15 protein-coding genes, 1 rRNA gene and 1 pseudogene are annotated in these 14,336 nt (G+C 42.0%); 2 read left to right on the top strand and 15 right to left on the bottom strand.

What is annotated here, in order from left to right; genetic code table 11:
• A 16S ribosomal RNA gene (locus BS63_RS0106385) occupies positions 1-207 on the bottom strand; the annotation flags it as partial.
• A 321-nt stretch (positions 208-528) separates the two neighbouring features.
• Here BS63_RS0106385 and BS63_RS0106380 point away from each other — a divergent pair.
• A complete protein-coding gene (locus tag BS63_RS0106380) occupies positions 529-1,902 on the top strand; it encodes an NAD-dependent succinate-semialdehyde dehydrogenase (RefSeq protein WP_019775704.1) in 1,374 nt (457 codons plus the stop codon).
• Between the two features lie 343 nt (positions 1,903-2,245).
• Here the strand turns inward: BS63_RS0106380 and purB are convergent, their stop codons facing one another.
• The 12 genes and pseudogenes from purB to BS63_RS0106320 form a co-directional block, all read right to left on the bottom strand.
• A complete protein-coding gene (gene purB / locus BS63_RS0106375; RefSeq protein WP_019786744.1) occupies positions 2,246-3,544 on the bottom strand; it encodes an adenylosuccinate lyase in 1,299 nt (432 codons plus the stop codon).
• A gap of 173 nt (positions 3,545-3,717) precedes the next feature.
• On the bottom strand, positions 3,718-4,296 hold the full coding sequence (locus BS63_RS0106370) for a hypothetical protein (RefSeq protein WP_028798498.1): 579 nt from the start codon (positions 4,294-4,296) through the stop codon (positions 3,718-3,720).
• A 24-nt stretch (positions 4,297-4,320) separates the two neighbouring features.
• Positions 4,321-4,623, bottom strand: coding sequence for a hypothetical protein (locus BS63_RS0106365; RefSeq protein ID WP_019786746.1), 303 nt, complete (start codon positions 4,621-4,623; stop codon positions 4,321-4,323).
• 64 nt (positions 4,624-4,687) lie between these two features.
• On the bottom strand, positions 4,688-5,575 hold the full coding sequence (locus tag BS63_RS0106360) for a hypothetical protein (protein ID WP_002959557.1): 888 nt from the start codon (positions 5,573-5,575) through the stop codon (positions 4,688-4,690).
• A 13-nt stretch (positions 5,576-5,588) separates the two neighbouring features.
• Positions 5,589-6,274 (bottom strand): annotated as a pseudogene (locus BS63_RS1000000111365) (aspartate/glutamate racemase family protein).
• A gap of 13 nt (positions 6,275-6,287) precedes the next feature.
• Positions 6,288-7,328 carry a hypothetical protein gene (locus BS63_RS0106350; RefSeq protein WP_002959559.1) on the bottom strand — a complete coding sequence of 347 codons (1,041 nt, stop codon included), beginning with the start codon at positions 7,326-7,328 and terminating at the stop codon, positions 6,288-6,290.
• Positions 7,328-8,419: a 5-(carboxyamino)imidazole ribonucleotide synthase gene (gene purK / locus BS63_RS0106345; protein WP_002959560.1), complete on the bottom strand. Its 1,092-nt coding sequence runs from the start codon at positions 8,417-8,419 to the stop codon at positions 7,328-7,330. The genes BS63_RS0106350 and purK overlap by 1 nt, the downstream gene beginning before the upstream one ends.
• On the bottom strand, positions 8,406-8,894 hold the full coding sequence (purE, locus tag BS63_RS0106340) for a 5-(carboxyamino)imidazole ribonucleotide mutase (RefSeq protein ID WP_002959562.1): 489 nt from the start codon (positions 8,892-8,894) through the stop codon (positions 8,406-8,408). The genes purK and purE overlap by 14 nt, the downstream gene beginning before the upstream one ends.
• Before the next feature lie 11 nt (positions 8,895-8,905).
• The gene (locus BS63_RS0106335) at positions 8,906-10,117 is read right to left on the bottom strand and encodes an ATP-grasp domain-containing protein (protein ID WP_002959564.1); all 1,212 of its coding nucleotides are present in this window, start codon (positions 10,115-10,117) and stop codon (positions 8,906-8,908) included.
• Between the two features lie 123 nt (positions 10,118-10,240).
• Positions 10,241-10,684 (bottom strand): 2-thiouracil desulfurase family protein, encoded by a 444-nt coding sequence (locus BS63_RS0106330; protein WP_002959567.1) that lies wholly within the window; start codon positions 10,682-10,684, stop codon positions 10,241-10,243.
• A complete protein-coding gene (gene purD, locus BS63_RS0106325) occupies positions 10,681-11,940 on the bottom strand; it encodes a phosphoribosylamine--glycine ligase (RefSeq protein ID WP_002959569.1) in 1,260 nt (419 codons plus the stop codon). The genes BS63_RS0106330 and purD overlap by 4 nt, the downstream gene beginning before the upstream one ends.
• A 165-nt stretch (positions 11,941-12,105) precedes the next feature.
• Positions 12,106-12,381 (bottom strand): helix-turn-helix domain-containing protein, encoded by a 276-nt coding sequence (locus BS63_RS0106320; protein ID WP_002959570.1) that lies wholly within the window; start codon positions 12,379-12,381, stop codon positions 12,106-12,108.
• A gap of 121 nt (positions 12,382-12,502) precedes the next feature.
• On the opposite strand from BS63_RS0106320, the gene BS63_RS0106315 reads away from it, so the two are divergent.
• On the top strand, positions 12,503-13,660 hold the full coding sequence (locus BS63_RS0106315) for an AIPR family protein (RefSeq protein ID WP_019776570.1): 1,158 nt from the start codon (positions 12,503-12,505) through the stop codon (positions 13,658-13,660).
• A gap of 67 nt (positions 13,661-13,727) precedes the next feature.
• On the opposite strand, the gene BS63_RS0106310 is transcribed toward BS63_RS0106315, so the two are convergent.
• Together BS63_RS0106310 and relB are read right to left on the bottom strand one after the other, a co-directional pair.
• A complete protein-coding gene (locus BS63_RS0106310; protein ID WP_002959575.1) occupies positions 13,728-13,994 on the bottom strand; it encodes a type II toxin-antitoxin system RelE family toxin in 267 nt (88 codons plus the stop codon).
• Positions 13,987-14,220: a type II toxin-antitoxin system RelB family antitoxin gene (gene relB / locus BS63_RS0106305; RefSeq protein WP_002959577.1), complete on the bottom strand. Its 234-nt coding sequence runs from the start codon at positions 14,218-14,220 to the stop codon at positions 13,987-13,989. The genes BS63_RS0106310 and relB overlap by 8 nt, the downstream gene beginning before the upstream one ends.
• Positions 14,221-14,336: the final 116 nt, after the last annotated feature.

Genomic DNA, 14,336 nt, shown 5'->3' with positions numbered 1-14,336 from the left:
TAACATGAGTTAACTCCTCTTATGCGGTATTAGCTATCGTTTCCAATAGTTATCCCCCGCTATCAGGCAGGTTACCTACGCGTTACTCACCCGTTCGCGACTCATTAGTAACACTGGAGCAAGTCCGGTGTTACCAATGCGTTCCACTTGCATGTATTAGGCACGCCGCCAGCGTTCGTCCTGAGCCAGGATCAAACTCTCATTTAATCTTTACTCAATCCGTCTCTGACAGATTTATTGCTTTTTTGACAGGTTAATTCCTTAACCCGCACGTCTTGGTTGCTTTCGCTATTCAGTTCTCAAAGGTCTTTGTCCCCTCTCGAGGACAGCTTCTTTATTCTAGCAAACACTCATTCCCTTGTCAATAGGTTTTTATTAAAAATTTTTATTGCATGAAAATTTACAAAGCCATGTTTTACTTTTTGCTTACTACTCCAGTGAAAGAACTGGGGAAGATTTTTATAGTAAAATCTTGAAAACGGTTTCTTTGATGTTATAATGAAGATGTATAAAAAGGAGGATACTAATATGGCTTACAAAACTACCTACCCCTACACCGACGAGGTCTTGAAATCCTATGATAATGTCACGGATCAAGACATCGAAAATGCTCTGGCCGATGGGCACGCTCTTTATAAGGCTTGGCGGGAAAAGGATCAGCTGCAAGAACGCAAGGCTATCTTACACAAGGTGGCTGACCTTTTGCGGCGGGACCGTGATAAATATGCCGAAGTCATGACCAAGGACATGGGTAAACTTTTCCTTGAAGCCCAAGGGGAAGTGGACCTCTGTGCAGCAATCGCTGACTACTATGCTGATAAGGCGGAAGAATTTCTCAAACCACAGCCCTTGGAAACCGATACCGGCGATGCCTACTACATCAAGCAGGCTACTGGGGTTCTCCTGGCTGTTGAACCTTGGAACTTCCCTTTCTATCAAGTTATGCGGGTCTTCGCTCCTAACTTTATGGTAGGAAACATCATGGTGCTCAAGCACGCTTCTATCTGTCCAGGCTCTGGCCAAGCCTTTGAAGATTTGGTCAATGAAGCTGGTGCACCAAAGGGGGCTTTCAAGAATCTTTTTGCCAGCTACTCTCAAGTTTCTGATATTATCGCCGACCCTCGGGTAACAGGCGTCTGCCTGACCGGTTCTGAACGGGGCGGTGCTTCCATCGCCGCTGAGGCTGGTAAGAATCTGAAAAAATCTTCTATGGAATTGGGCGGCAACGATGCCTTCATCATTCTGGATGATGCTGATTGGGACCAACTCAAGGAACTTCTGCCTGATGTTCGCCTCTATAATTCTGGTCAGGTCTGCACCTCATCCAAACGCTTCATCGTCTTGGAAAAGGATTATGATAAATTCTTGGAAATGTTAGTGGAGGCCTTCAAGACCGCTAAGTGGGGCGACCCAATGCAGGCTGACACGACGCTGGCTCCCCTCTCATCTGCTTCTGCCAAGGAAGAGGTCTTGGGTCAAATCAAGATGGCTGTCGATAATGGTGCCAAGGTTGCCTTCGGCAATGAAGCCATTGACCATCCTGGCTACTTCGTCAAGCCAACCATCTTGACCGACATCACTAAGGACAATCCTATCTACAATCAAGAAATCTTCGGCCCTGTGGCATCTGTCTATAAGGTTGCTAACGAAGAAGAAGCGATCGCTCTGGCTAATGATTCTAGCTATGGTCTGGGCGGTACGGTCTTCTCCAGCAATCCTGAGCATGCCGAAAGCGTAGCTGCTAAGGTTGAAACCGGTATGTCCTTCATCAATGATGGCTGGGCATCCCTGCCTGAACTGCCATTTGGTGGTATCAAGAATTCTGGTTACGGTCGGGAACTGAGCCAATTAGGCTTTGATACCTTTACTAATGAGCATTTGATTTATACGCCTAAGAAATAGCTTACTCTTCGAAAATCAAAAAGATACTTCGTTAACTCACTTTGCCGTACTTCAGTATAGCCTGCAGCTTGTTGCACGGCGATGCCCCACAAAGTTGGTCGATTTTACCAACTTCGTGAGGTTAGTGAGGGAGTTAGACAATCGCTATAGAGATTGTCGTTAGACCTCGCCACTTTAGTGGCTGATGTCTTTGCTCCATCCTATTTTTGATTTTCATTGAGTATTAGGCTCTCCAAGAGCCAATAAAAGAGAGGTTGGAAGTCCAATCTCTCTTTTCTATCTGTTAAAAAGACTTTTGGGGGATTGCGAGCTTTAAAGAGCTCGTCAAATTTGCAAGTGGGTCTTAATCTTCTAGGCCGATGCGTTTGAAGATGTCGTCTACCCGTTTGGTGTAATAAACTGGGTTGAAGAGTTCATCGATTTCGTCTTGGGTTAGACGGGAAGTGACAGCTTCGTCAGCCTCAAGGAGCGGTTTGAAATCTACTTGGTTGTCCCAAGAATAGGCGGTCTTGGGTTGAACCAAATCGTAGGCTTCTTCTCGGGTCATGCCTTTTTCAATCAGCTTGAGCATGACCCTTTGGCTAAAGATGAGACCGAAGGTTGAACCCATATTGCGAAGCATATTTTCTGGGAAGACGGTCAGGTTCTTAACGATATTGCCGAAGCGATTGAGCATGTAGTCAATCAGGATGGTGGTGTCCGGTGCGATAATCCGCTCTGCAGAGGAGTGGGAAATGTCGCGTTCGTGCCAGAGGGAAACATCCTCGTAGGCGGTAATCATGTGACCGCGGATGACCCGAGCCAGACCGGTCATGTTTTCCGAACCGATAGGGTTGCGTTTATGGGGCATAGCAGAGCTGCCCTTTTGACCCTTGGCAAAGAATTCTTCCACTTCACGTTGTTCGGACTTTTGTAGGCCACGAATTTCCGTTGCCATGCGTTCGATAGAGGTAGCGATGCTAGCCAAAACAGCGAAGTATTCGGCATGCAGGTCACGCGGCAAAACTTGAGTAGAAATTTCCTGCGGACGGATACCTAAATGTTCACAGACATATGCTTCCACAAAGGGCGGAATGTTGGCAAAGTTCCCAACAGCACCAGAGATTTTCCCTGCTTCCACGCCAGCGGCAGCATGTTCAAAACGCTCAATGTTGCGCTTCATTTCGCTGTACCAAGTGGCCAATTTAAGGCCAAAAGTCGTTGGCTCAGCGTGAACCCCGTGGGTACGACCCATCATGATAGTGAACTTGTGTTCTTTAGCCTTGTCTGCCACGATTTTAGTGAAATTTTCCAAATCCTGGCGAATGATGGCATTGGCCTGCTTGTAGAGGTAGCCATAAGCCGTATCGACCACATCGGTCGAGGTCAAACCGTAGTGAACCCACTTACGCTCTTCACCGAGAGTCTCAGAAACTGCACGTGTGAAGGCAACCACATCGTGACGAGTTTGCTGCTCAATTTCCAAAATACGGTCGATGTCAAAGTCCGCCTTCTCGCGAATCAAAGCTACATCTTCCTTAGGGATTTCCCCCAACTCAGCCCATGCTTCATCAGCCAAGATTTCCACCTCAAGCCAAGCACGGTATTTATTTTCTTCACTCCAAATGTTCGCCATCTCAGGGCGAGAGTAACGGTTGATCATTGTTTTATTTTCCTTTCTTTTGATGTTTCACTTAAGTGGGACGGACGTCAGCAGCTTCCTTCGGAATCTCATGACTAAATCTTGAGCCTAAAGTCTCAAGATTTCCGTCGCTTACACTTTTCTCACGGCGTGAAACATCTGGTGAGTTGACTTACGGTCACTACTGCTTTGTTCTAATTTTCTAAATCTCTATTCAAATCATTTATCAATGCTTTAAGTGTTAATAGAGCACCTAGCACAAACTCACTATTCACTTCCTGAACTTTTATTTTCAAATCTATTAAAATCCTTTCTGCCTCAGAAAGAAGTTCTTTTTTTGCCTCATTTCTACTAACTTTATTTTTAGAAGAAAGTATCAAACCAACTATTCCTCCGACTGCAGCTAATGCAGCTGGAATAACCAATATCGTTCCCAGACCTGCTAACATTCCTCCGCCAAATACAGCTCCTATACCCGCTAAACCACTAGTAACTACTGCTGCCCCAGCTGTTCCTTCAGCAGCCATTAAAGTAATAAGACCAAACCCACTAACAACACCTAAACCTCCTCCAGCAGTGGCACCTAAAGCACCACCAATTTTATCAGCATTAGATTTACTATATTTCATTCCATTCTCAATGAGTTCACGAATTTTTTCATCTTCAATTTCAGTTATCTTAGTCAATTTGCCTTGAGCAATTTTTTCTGAAATGGTAATAATTTCTCCCGCAGCAAGAAGAGTTTCTTTAGAATTAAAAATTTCTTTTGACATTGTGTATCCTTTATATTGTATAAACTAATCTTCCAAGGCACGTCTAAGTTCTTCTTCCGAATAACCAAATGTGTAATCTTCATCCATTCCGTTAGATAACCAAATATCCGCAGCATCATATACATCTAATGATTCATCATATTCTTCATCACTATCATCTTCTAGGCCATATCCACAATTTGTACAATACATTTCACTGAAGACATATCTTTTGTATAGGGGTTCTCCACAGTTTGGGCACGGCGGAGTATCTCCTGTGTATATATTCTCTTCTTCCCAACTTTTATCTGTATTACTATGCTTAAAGAAATTGAATAATCCCATCATTTGCCACCTTTCTTGGGGATATCATATATTAAATTTACGCCTATAAATAATAATTGTTAAATTTTCATACGAGCGCTTCTCTACCCAAATAAACAAAATCAATTATTTCACGTAGTTCATTTATTTCTTTGCTTTCCCCTTCGCTTCTATTTGCTAAATAATATGACTTTGCTTCCTCAAAAGTTGAATACATTTTACCTGATTCATTAACAGAAGTCCTAGAGTCTGTAATCTTATCTTTTAATAAATCATATACGTTACTGTACCTCCATAATTGAATGCTTACTCGAATTTGATCTGGAGAAATTTGAACTCCTCGATTAATATAGTATTCCTTAGCTTCTTCTTGAGTTGGATAATGTATCTGATAAAGCCTTTCCCTTTCCTCTTCTAACCACCTAAAAGCAGTAGGTTTATCATAAGTTTTTATAATTGATAAACAGTACCTATTTACGATTTGTAAATTGGGCTCTTTCTCGTACAGATACTTTAAAGCCTTATATCTAACAATTGGAGGCAGTAATGAAAAATCAGACATAACTTCTGCAGGAGATAGTAAATCCATCGGATATTTAAGGAAGTAATCAATAAAAAGATAAGCATATAAATCAAATAATCCATCTTTTACTTGATTTAATTCATCATCAGAAAATTCTGCTGTATGCTGTGTATGAGTACCCTCGTTCCCTAATGGACGTATTTTTTCAATTATTTCCAATAAATCGTCTTTTCTGCCCTCCTGCAAAAAATTTAATTCCCTTCTGAAATCTCGTTGAACTTGTCCTAGCATCAACTTTTTATCACTTCCGACATTAAGAATTTTTCTTATTAAAACTTCCGAAAACTGTCTAATCCCTTTTATTTTTCCTCTTCTTGAAAGTTCAACATAAAAGGTATCATGGATTAGATCGCCAATCATTTGTTCATATTCAGAGCTACTAAAATCTGTCATTTCAACCAAACTCCTATCTATTTACCGCCGCCATCGCTGCTTTCTCTGCATGAATTAGGGTTGTGTCAAAGAGGGGCATGTCGGTATCGGTTTGTTTTACTAGGAGACCGATTTCGGTGCAGCCTAGAATAACAGCTTGGGCACCTGCACCTCTGAGCTGTTCAATGATGTTAAGGTAGGTTTGTTTGGATTCTTCGCGGATGGTTCCAAGGCAAAGTTCGTCATAGATGATTGTATTAACTGTTTCAACACCTGAAGCGTCTGGAATAAGAACATCCAAACCAGACTCAAAGAGCTTTTCTTTATAAAAATCCTGAGTCATGGTGTATTTGGTTCCCAAAAGTCCGACTTTGCGGATTCCTTGCTCCAGCAAAATATCCGCCGTTGCTTGGGCAATGTGCAAAATAGGGATGCTGAGGCGTTCCTGAATCTGCGGCGCCACTTTGTGCATGGTGTTGGTGCAAATCACGATGAAATCTGCACCGGCCTGCTCTAACTTACAGGCAGCATCGCCCAAGACTTGAGCGCTTTTATCCCAATCGCCTGATAACGCTCAATCTCGGCAAAATCCACGCTGTAAAGCAGAATCTTGGCCGAATGCAGACCGCCAAGTTTCTTTTTGATTGTCTCGTTGATGAGCTGATAATAAGTGGTTGTACTCTCCCAGCTCATCCCACCGATTAAACCGATTGTTTTCATTTTCTTACCTAACCTACCTCTTACTATCCATTTCATCAAGAACCTTTTTAGCAGAATTCTCCTTTAAAGTTTTACTTACCCACTCTTCTTTATGAGATTTCAAATGAATCTGCCAAATGACTAATGGTAATAGGCTAAAACATAAAATTCCAGAAGTAATGTAAAATCTCACAATAGCATTATAGTTATAAAAGCAAAAGGTGCTTATTCCCCAAGACACCTCAATAGCCGTCAAAAACAATTGTAAAATTCTTATTTTATTTAATATTTCCGGTTTCACATCTTCATCAGTAATATTAACACTAGGACTTATTAAGCCAATTATATTCTCAGGTTTTGAGAACCAAATTATAAGAAGTCCAACGCCAGCAATAATTGTATAAGAATCTCTATCAACCTTCGAAAAAATAATAAAAACTACCACTGGAAGTATCAAAACAACGATCTTTATCAAAATCCGAAAAATTTTATTTTTTACAGAAATGTCAATAGTCTGATATTTTTTAGGGATAAACAGATTTAGAAAATAGGATAAACCAAGAATTTGTAATACTGGTGTAACTAGCCTTGCATTTGACTCAAAACCAGCTCTCATTTTTTGGTAATTTTCACTATAGTCTCTTATCATATTTCTTAATTCAGCAACATTAGTATTATCAGGAAAGAAATGAGCCATAATAACTGTAAGACTCAAAAATATAGATCCGAACCAAAAAATCGTAGCCAGTAAAAATGAAAAAACTATAAAAATTAGTATTAATGGTAATAGAATTCTTTTTTCTTTCACCAATGCAATAATTCTTTTTGTGAATTTAATTAACAATACTATATTAATTAAAAACATCCCAAAAGGTACTGTGAGATTTGAAAGTGGTGCATAGCTTAAAACTAAACTAAAAATAGCTAATACTAAACTATTGATCAAAAATGGCAATATATAAGCTAATGCATATCCCATCCCTATTATATGCTCAGAATCTATCGTTCTACTCTTAAAGAAATCTCCAAATCTCCTAAAAATAGATAAACCATATTCCTTTACCCTTATTTTCACTAAAAATCCATCCCTTTCCCTAGTTCCTCAACCTCATCAGGTTTATCACTAAACACCGTGACATGCCCCATCTTGCGGTTGTGCTTGGCTTCTCGTTTACCATAAAGGTGGAGGTGAGCGCTAGGGTTAGCGCGGACATAGGCTTGGGCTTTTTCCATGTGCTGGCCGAGGACATTGAGCATGACGGCTGGGGCATGCAGGTGAATAGCTGGAAGTGGTGCGCCTAAGATACCTAAGATATGAGTGTCAAACTGTGAAAAGTCGCAGGCCTCGATAGAATAGTGACCTGAGTTGTGGGGGCGCGGTGCGATTTCGTTGACAATGATGGCATCGTCTGTCGCAAACATTTCCACGCAGAGGGTGCCAGAGAGCTCCAGCTGTTTAGCGATTTGCACCGCTATGGCTTGCGCTTGCTTGCTCAACTCGTCAGAAATGCGGGCTGGGACGATGGTTTTTGAAAGGATGTTGTTGCGGTGGATATTTTCCTGAACAGGAAAAACCGTCACGTCCTTGCCATTACCCGATACGATGACCGAGATTTCTAAGTTGAAGCTGACAAACTCTTCCAAGACACAATCAGCTGACTTCGCTAATTGGCGCGCGTCAGCCAGATTTTCTGCAGACTTGATAACCACCTGTCCATGCCCATCATAGCCACCTGTCGCGGTTTTGAGGACATAATTTTTTGACAGGTCAAGGCCCTCCAAGTCACTGCTGCTTCTGATGACCTGATAAGGTGCCACAGTGACACCAGCCTTATTTGACAGAAAATCTTTTTCAAAGATGCGGTTTTGGGAAATGCGGAGCAGGTCTGTGCCCTGCGGTAGCTGACCTGGCTTGACAACAGCGTCAAGGCCGTCTGCATCCACATTTTCAAACTCATAGGTCAGGACATCGCAGCGCTGGGCTAGCTCTTGCAGGGCAGCCACATCGTCATAGTCGGCTACAATCATATCGCTGACCTTGGAGGCCGGGCAGTCCGCAGCAGGATCCAGTGTCACCACCTTGTGGCCCATGTAGATGGCGGAAATCGCCATCATCTGCCCCAGCTGGCCGCCGCCAATAATGCCAATGGTTTTAGTCGAGTTCATAGCTGGACTCCTCGGCGATTCTGCCTTGTTCTTTGTGGAAATCAGCTAGCGCCTGAGCGATTTTTTCGTCCTCAATAGAGAGAATGCGCAGGGCGGTCAGGGCAGCATTGATAGCACCTGATTCGCCGATAGCCATGGTAGAAACAGGCACACCACCTGGCATTTGCACGATAGAATAGAGGGAATCCAATCCGCTGAGGGCCCGAGATTTAACGGGAACCCCGATGACAGGCAGGGTGGTCTTGGCCGCTACCATTCCTGGCAGATGGGCCGCACCGCCCGCGCCTGCGATGATAACCTTGATGCCGCGGCCGCGTGCTTCCTCAGCATGCTTAAACATGAGGTCTGGTGTGCGGTGGGCAGAGACGACCTTCTTTTCATAGGCAACGCCGAATTTGTCCAAGACCTCGGCGGTTTTTTGCATAGTGGCCCAGTCGGATTTGGAGCCCATAATGATGGAAATGATTGGTTGCATTTATTTCTCCTTTAATAACTAGTTTTCATTGACGCCTGCTGTTCAACAGCTTTTATCGTGGCAGGAGCCACACTATAGTGGCCAACGGTATGCTCAACAAGCTTTTTCACACTCTTGGGATTTAGCAATAGGCGAATCGTAATCACGACCAAGGGAATGACACTTGGAAAGTCATGCCTAATCGGAGTCAACACCTCAGCGCTGTCGCTTTTAAAAAGCCATTCTCTTATTGTTTGCCAAATTTTTCTTCTGCTCTGGGTTCTTTCAGCAGTCCCGATAATTAAGGCTAACAAACTGTGTGTTTTTACATCTGGCTTACCGACACAAATATCCGTTTGAGAATCGTTGCCCTTGGCTAATTCTATCAAGATTTTCGGGAAATTCACTCCCGCTTTATAAGCATTGGCTGGCTCAACCATCCTGGGATTACATTCGATGTAATAGAACGCATGATTAACAGATATGAAGTCTAAGGTTAGACCGCCATGCCATTTTAAATGACGTCCTATCTTTTCGATATGTTCTCTTGTTGCTACAGATTCTATACTTAATCTGGCGGCTGCCGAACCACCAGCACCAGATCCAATCTTTATACTAGAGTGCACAGCAAGTAATTTCCCATGGTTAAATACGGCTTGAACTTGACCGTACTGCCCTGCTATATCTTGCTGTGCCATCCATCTCTCATTGCCAAACAGCTGACGCTTTACTAGGTTTTTTAAATCAAGGTCACTCGTCACTTTATAAACTGAACGACCAGCTGTTCCGTAATCGGCTTTGAGCCAATAAGGGTAGGGTAAATGGATAGATTCTAAGTCTGTCACATACTCCCACTTAGGAATTGGTATATCTAACTTATCTGCAAGTTCCGCAAAAGCAATTTTCCCTGCCACCTCCTGAAACGTCTCTGCTTCAGAAAGAACAAGCGGTAAATCGGATGATAATAGGGATTTCCCATTCGCTAAGAGCCAGCCCTCTTCATGGGTTGGCAAGATAGCCTTATAGTCCTTCTCTTCTAGCAACTGATCAAGCTGCTTTAAATAGGTCAAAGGAGAACGATTGACATCAACGGCTGTAAGCATGTGCGTCAAGCGACTGAATGCCGCAATAGAAAATCTATCAGGAGATAGCACGTCTACCTTATACTTCTCCGCCAGCAATACTGTGAGTGTTTCCCTTGAAGTTAGACTGGCCCCTTCTAAAAATAGCAATCTATCTTTCATTTTTTTTCGTCTCTTTTTACACTAAAAGGTCCTCTAATTATCCTTGTCGAATGAGATCCGCTAACCCTTACTTACACAACGGCGGTGATTAGCTGTATAGGATCGCTAAAGCTCGCCTTTTTGCTAATGCTTCATTTTATTTATGTCTTCTGCATCAACGACATGGTAACCTTCTTTTAGCAGCACTTGTGCAAAAAGTCCACGTCCTGCTACCTTTTTTCCTCTAAATGTGCCATCATAAACTTGATTAACACCACAAGAAGGACTTCTAGATTGAAGAATCGCTAGGTCAATTTTTTGGTCGACAATAATGTCCATTGCTGTGGTGACGCCCTTTTCATAAATTTCATGGATGTTTTGACCTGAAATATCATAAACACAACCGTCTTTTAGTTCAGCTGGTTCGCGAGGTGTTGGTAAACCTGCTAATATTTCCGGACAAATCGGTATAACTTCCTTGTCAGCAACATAATCAATAACATCTTGATTATAATTATTTTTACCATTATACTTACAATTTTCACCTAGAAGGCAGGCACTGACGAGTACACACTTTTTATCTGTCATAGAGCTTTAGTTCCAATATCTTTGCGATAGAATAGACCTTGAGTAGCTTGCTCAGATAGTTTTTGGTAGATTTTGTCCTGGGCTGCTTTGACAGTGTCTGCTGTGGTGACCAGCATGTAGACACGGCCGCCATTTGACAGCAGAGCTTTGCCATTTTCAGCGAACTTAGCGCCTGCATAGTAGGTGATGATGTCGCCGTCAGTCTTAGCTGGCAGCTCCACGCCTTTTTCATAAGCCAGAGGATAGCCCTCAGAGGCAACCACAACGCCCAGCGTCACGCCTTGTTCTATCCAAGTGAGGGTTGGCTCTTTGCCATCCAGAATGTCGCTGATATTTTGCGCAAAATCGGAGGTCAGGCGAGGCAGGATAATCTGGGTCTCAGGGTCGCCGAAGCGCGAGTTGAACTCAATGACCTTAGGACCGTCAGCCGTCAGGATGAGCCCCGCATAGAGAACCCCCAGATAAGGCCGGCCTTCTGCCATCATGCCTTCCAGCACTGGCTTGACAATGGTTTCCACCGACCTATTCACCACGCTTTGAGGCAGGTGAGGAACTGGCGCATAAGCGCCCATGCCGCCTGTGTTTGGCCCCTTGTCGCCGTCATAAGCCCGCTTGTGATCCTGAGCAGTCGGCAGGATGTAGAACTTGTCGCCATTGACAAAGGCAAAGAGGGAGAATTCTTCCCCGTCCAGAAATTCCTCGATGACCACGCGCGCACCTGAGTCGCCAAACTTATTGTCCAAGAGCATTTCATGGGCTGCTTCTACCGCTTGCTCCACGGTTTCCGCCACGACCACGCCCTTGCCCAGTGCTAGCCCATCTGCCTTGACCACGATAGGCGCACCCTGCGCCTCGATGTAGGCCTTGGCTTGCTCGAAGTCGGAGAAGGTCTGGTAGCGTGCAGTCGGTACGCCGTACTTGGCCATGATGGATTTGGCAAAGTCCTTGGACCACTCCAGTTCGGAGGCTAGCTTAGACGGACCGAAGGCTTTGAGCCCAGCTGCATTGAAATCATCAACGATCCCAGCCGCTAGCGCATCATCAGGACCGATAAAAGTCCAGGCAATGTCATTTGCTTTGGCAAAATCAATCAGCGCAGAATGTTCGGAAATTCCGATAGGAACCAGTTGCAGACCATCAAGCGTCATCCCGTCATTGCCCGGCGCCACATAGACAGCCTCAACCCCGCTAGACTCCAACAACTTCTTAGAAATCGCATGCTCGCGACCGCCAGAACCAACAACCAACAATTTCATAAAGCTAATTACCTCACAAATTCTCAGAAGAAGCCTTCTTTACTTAAAGAGCCGATTTTTCGGAAAAACCAACTATTTCACGAATTATACAGGATTATTATAACAAAAAAGTTCGCCTATTGGTAGCAGTAGGCGAACGATAGCTACCGTAGATTCAAAATATTTTTATATTAATTTTAGTATTTCGGCTACAAGTTCCGATTCATCCACTTCTAAAGCTAGAGCTAGTTTCTTTAAATTCTGTAATGAAGGGACATTCTTTCCATTCTCATAGTTTATTAATGTTTTTTCACTAATCCACTCTTCGCCATTAAAATAAGCCTTACTACGATTATCTATAAATCCCTGTCTAGATTTTGGAAGGTCTGTCAACCTTTTTCTATAATCATATAACAAATTTCCAATATCGTAATTGAAGTTATTCAATTTTCTTATCGTCATACTTAAATTATATCATTAATTCGGAACCTTGGTTCCTTTTATTTTTTCAATAAAACATATACACTTACAGTATAACTTATGGTAATCCATCAAGTTAGAAAACAGAAAGGAGTCATACAATATGACTAATATTTACAATTTTACTGCTAAGGCAGTTCGAACAATCCCATCTCCATCTCAAGAAGGTGTAACAACTTATTTTGCTTATATCAATTTCAGAGATTTACCTGACAATTTACCATTAGAAGTCAATCCAAGAGAACCTAAAATGACCACTAATGTGGGGAAAACTTTGAAAGAGGCAGTCGAATCCTCTGATACTGATTTCGATATCAATAACCGAGGTATCGTTCTAGTTGCAAAAGGTTTTAAATTTGATACATCAAAATCAATGATTACCTTGGATTTAGGTAACGACCCTAAAGAATTTGGTATCTTAGATGGAGGACACACATATACTGCTATCAAGGAAAAGAGAGATGCACTTAATGATGACATCAATAAGTATGTACGATTAGAAATCATTGTGGGAGAAAATCTAACTGTTTCTAGAATTGCTGATGCTAGAAACACTTCTGCAAATGTTTCTGATGAGGCACTTCTTGAATTAGATGATAAATTTGACTTTATCAAAGAAGCGGTAAAAAACGAATCTTATGCAAAAGATATAGCCTTTAAGGATAACTCCCCCGAACGTCTGAGAGTGAATGAACTTCTAAAATTGATATATATCTACAACGTTTACGAATTTACAACTGCTAACGAAATTCCTATCAAAGCTTACTCAAGCAAAATGGCTGTACTCAAAGATCTTAAAAAGGATCTCGAAAGCAAGAAAAATGACTACTTTAATTTAGCGAAACTTCTACCAGAATTAGTTCGGCTCTATAACACTGTTGAAACTGAATATAAAAATAAATATCTGGAATATTCACCTTCGGGAAGGTTTGGAGCTGTACGAGGTATCGAAAAAAGAAAGGATGGAAAAAAACCATTCAAAAGTTTATACCTCGAAGAAGACATGGAATACAAAGTATCAGTTGGATATATACTCCCCGTTTTCGCAGCATTTCGAGTTTTATTAGACAAAGATACACTCACCTGGAAGAGCAATCCATTTGAGTTGTGGAATAAAATCGGTTCTGAATTGGTCAAGAATACCTTAGAGAGTTCAAGAAATAATCCTCAGGATGCTGGGAAAAATACATCAATTTGGTCTAACAACTATTCAAAAGTTGAGAACGCTTTATTCCGAGAATTACTAGCCGGTAAGCAATAAGTTTATTAAGAATCCGCAAAAAACCATCCAAAAATTATTTGGATGGTCTTTATGAAAGATTTTCTCCTCACCTCTTATAAATATCTCTTCGATGACCACCTGATACTGCAACAACAACTAATTCTTCATCTTGAATGCGACAAACTACTCGATAATTTCCAATACGATAACGCCATAGTCCCTTTAGATTTCCTACAAGAGCCTTACCATGTTGTCTAGGATTATCTGAACCATCAATATTCTTTTCTAACCAAACAAGAATAGAATTAACAGTATATTTATCAAATTTTTTTATTTGTTTGATAAATCGCTTCGAGAGAACTAACCTATACATTCTCTAGCCCCAATTCCTTGCGAGCTTCTGCAATAGAGTATCCTTGTCCACCGTCAGCTTCAAAGGCTCTAACACCTTCAACACCCAGTTTATAATCTAACTCATCTTCAATTTCTTGAGCAAGAGCTTCTTTAAACAAGCTAGATAGACTTTTACCTGTAAAATCAGCATAATTTTTAAAGAAACTTTCCTCCTCTTGATTTAAACGTAATGATACAACAGCCATAATATCTTCCTCCTCTTCTTTGTATTTCATTGTAATACATTTATGGCAGATAGTCAACCTCTGACCATCTCCTTATTCGTATTTTATGCCAAAAACACCCAACCGGCTGGCTGGGT

Source organism: Streptococcus sobrinus DSM 20742 = ATCC 33478 (assembly GCF_000686605.1).
GTDB lineage: Bacteria > Bacillota > Bacilli > Lactobacillales > Streptococcaceae > Streptococcus > Streptococcus sobrinus.
Note: the sequence above shows the minus strand (reverse complement) of the source record. Positions and strands in the feature narration are given on the sequence as shown.

Coding starts and splice junctions, on each gene's coding strand:
- BS63_RS0106380 (WP_019775704.1), top strand. CDS start 529: ATGGCTTACAAAACTACCTACCCCTACACCGACGAGGTCTTGAAATCC.
- purB (WP_019786744.1), bottom strand. CDS start 3,544: ATGATCAACCGTTACTCTCGCCCTGAGATGGCGAACATTTGGAGTGAA.
- BS63_RS0106370 (WP_028798498.1), bottom strand. CDS start 4,296: ATGTCAAAAGAAATTTTTAATTCTAAAGAAACTCTTCTTGCTGCGGGA.
- BS63_RS0106365 (WP_019786746.1), bottom strand. CDS start 4,623: ATGATGGGATTATTCAATTTCTTTAAGCATAGTAATACAGATAAAAGT.
- BS63_RS0106360 (WP_002959557.1), bottom strand. CDS start 5,575: ATGACAGATTTTAGTAGCTCTGAATATGAACAAATGATTGGCGATCTA.
- purK (WP_002959560.1), bottom strand. CDS start 8,419: ATGAACTCGACTAAAACCATTGGCATTATTGGCGGCGGCCAGCTGGGG.
- purE (WP_002959562.1), bottom strand. CDS start 8,894: ATGCAACCAATCATTTCCATCATTATGGGCTCCAAATCCGACTGGGCC.
- BS63_RS0106335 (WP_002959564.1), bottom strand. CDS start 10,117: ATGAAAGATAGATTGCTATTTTTAGAAGGGGCCAGTCTAACTTCAAGG.
- BS63_RS0106330 (WP_002959567.1), bottom strand. CDS start 10,684: ATGACAGATAAAAAGTGTGTACTCGTCAGTGCCTGCCTTCTAGGTGAA.
- purD (WP_002959569.1), bottom strand. CDS start 11,940: ATGAAATTGTTGGTTGTTGGTTCTGGCGGTCGCGAGCATGCGATTTCT.
- BS63_RS0106320 (WP_002959570.1), bottom strand. CDS start 12,381: ATGACGATAAGAAAATTGAATAACTTCAATTACGATATTGGAAATTTG.
- BS63_RS0106315 (WP_019776570.1), top strand. CDS start 12,503: ATGACTAATATTTACAATTTTACTGCTAAGGCAGTTCGAACAATCCCA.
- BS63_RS0106310 (WP_002959575.1), bottom strand. CDS start 13,994: ATGTATAGGTTAGTTCTCTCGAAGCGATTTATCAAACAAATAAAAAAA.
- relB (WP_002959577.1), bottom strand. CDS start 14,220: ATGGCTGTTGTATCATTACGTTTAAATCAAGAGGAGGAAAGTTTCTTT.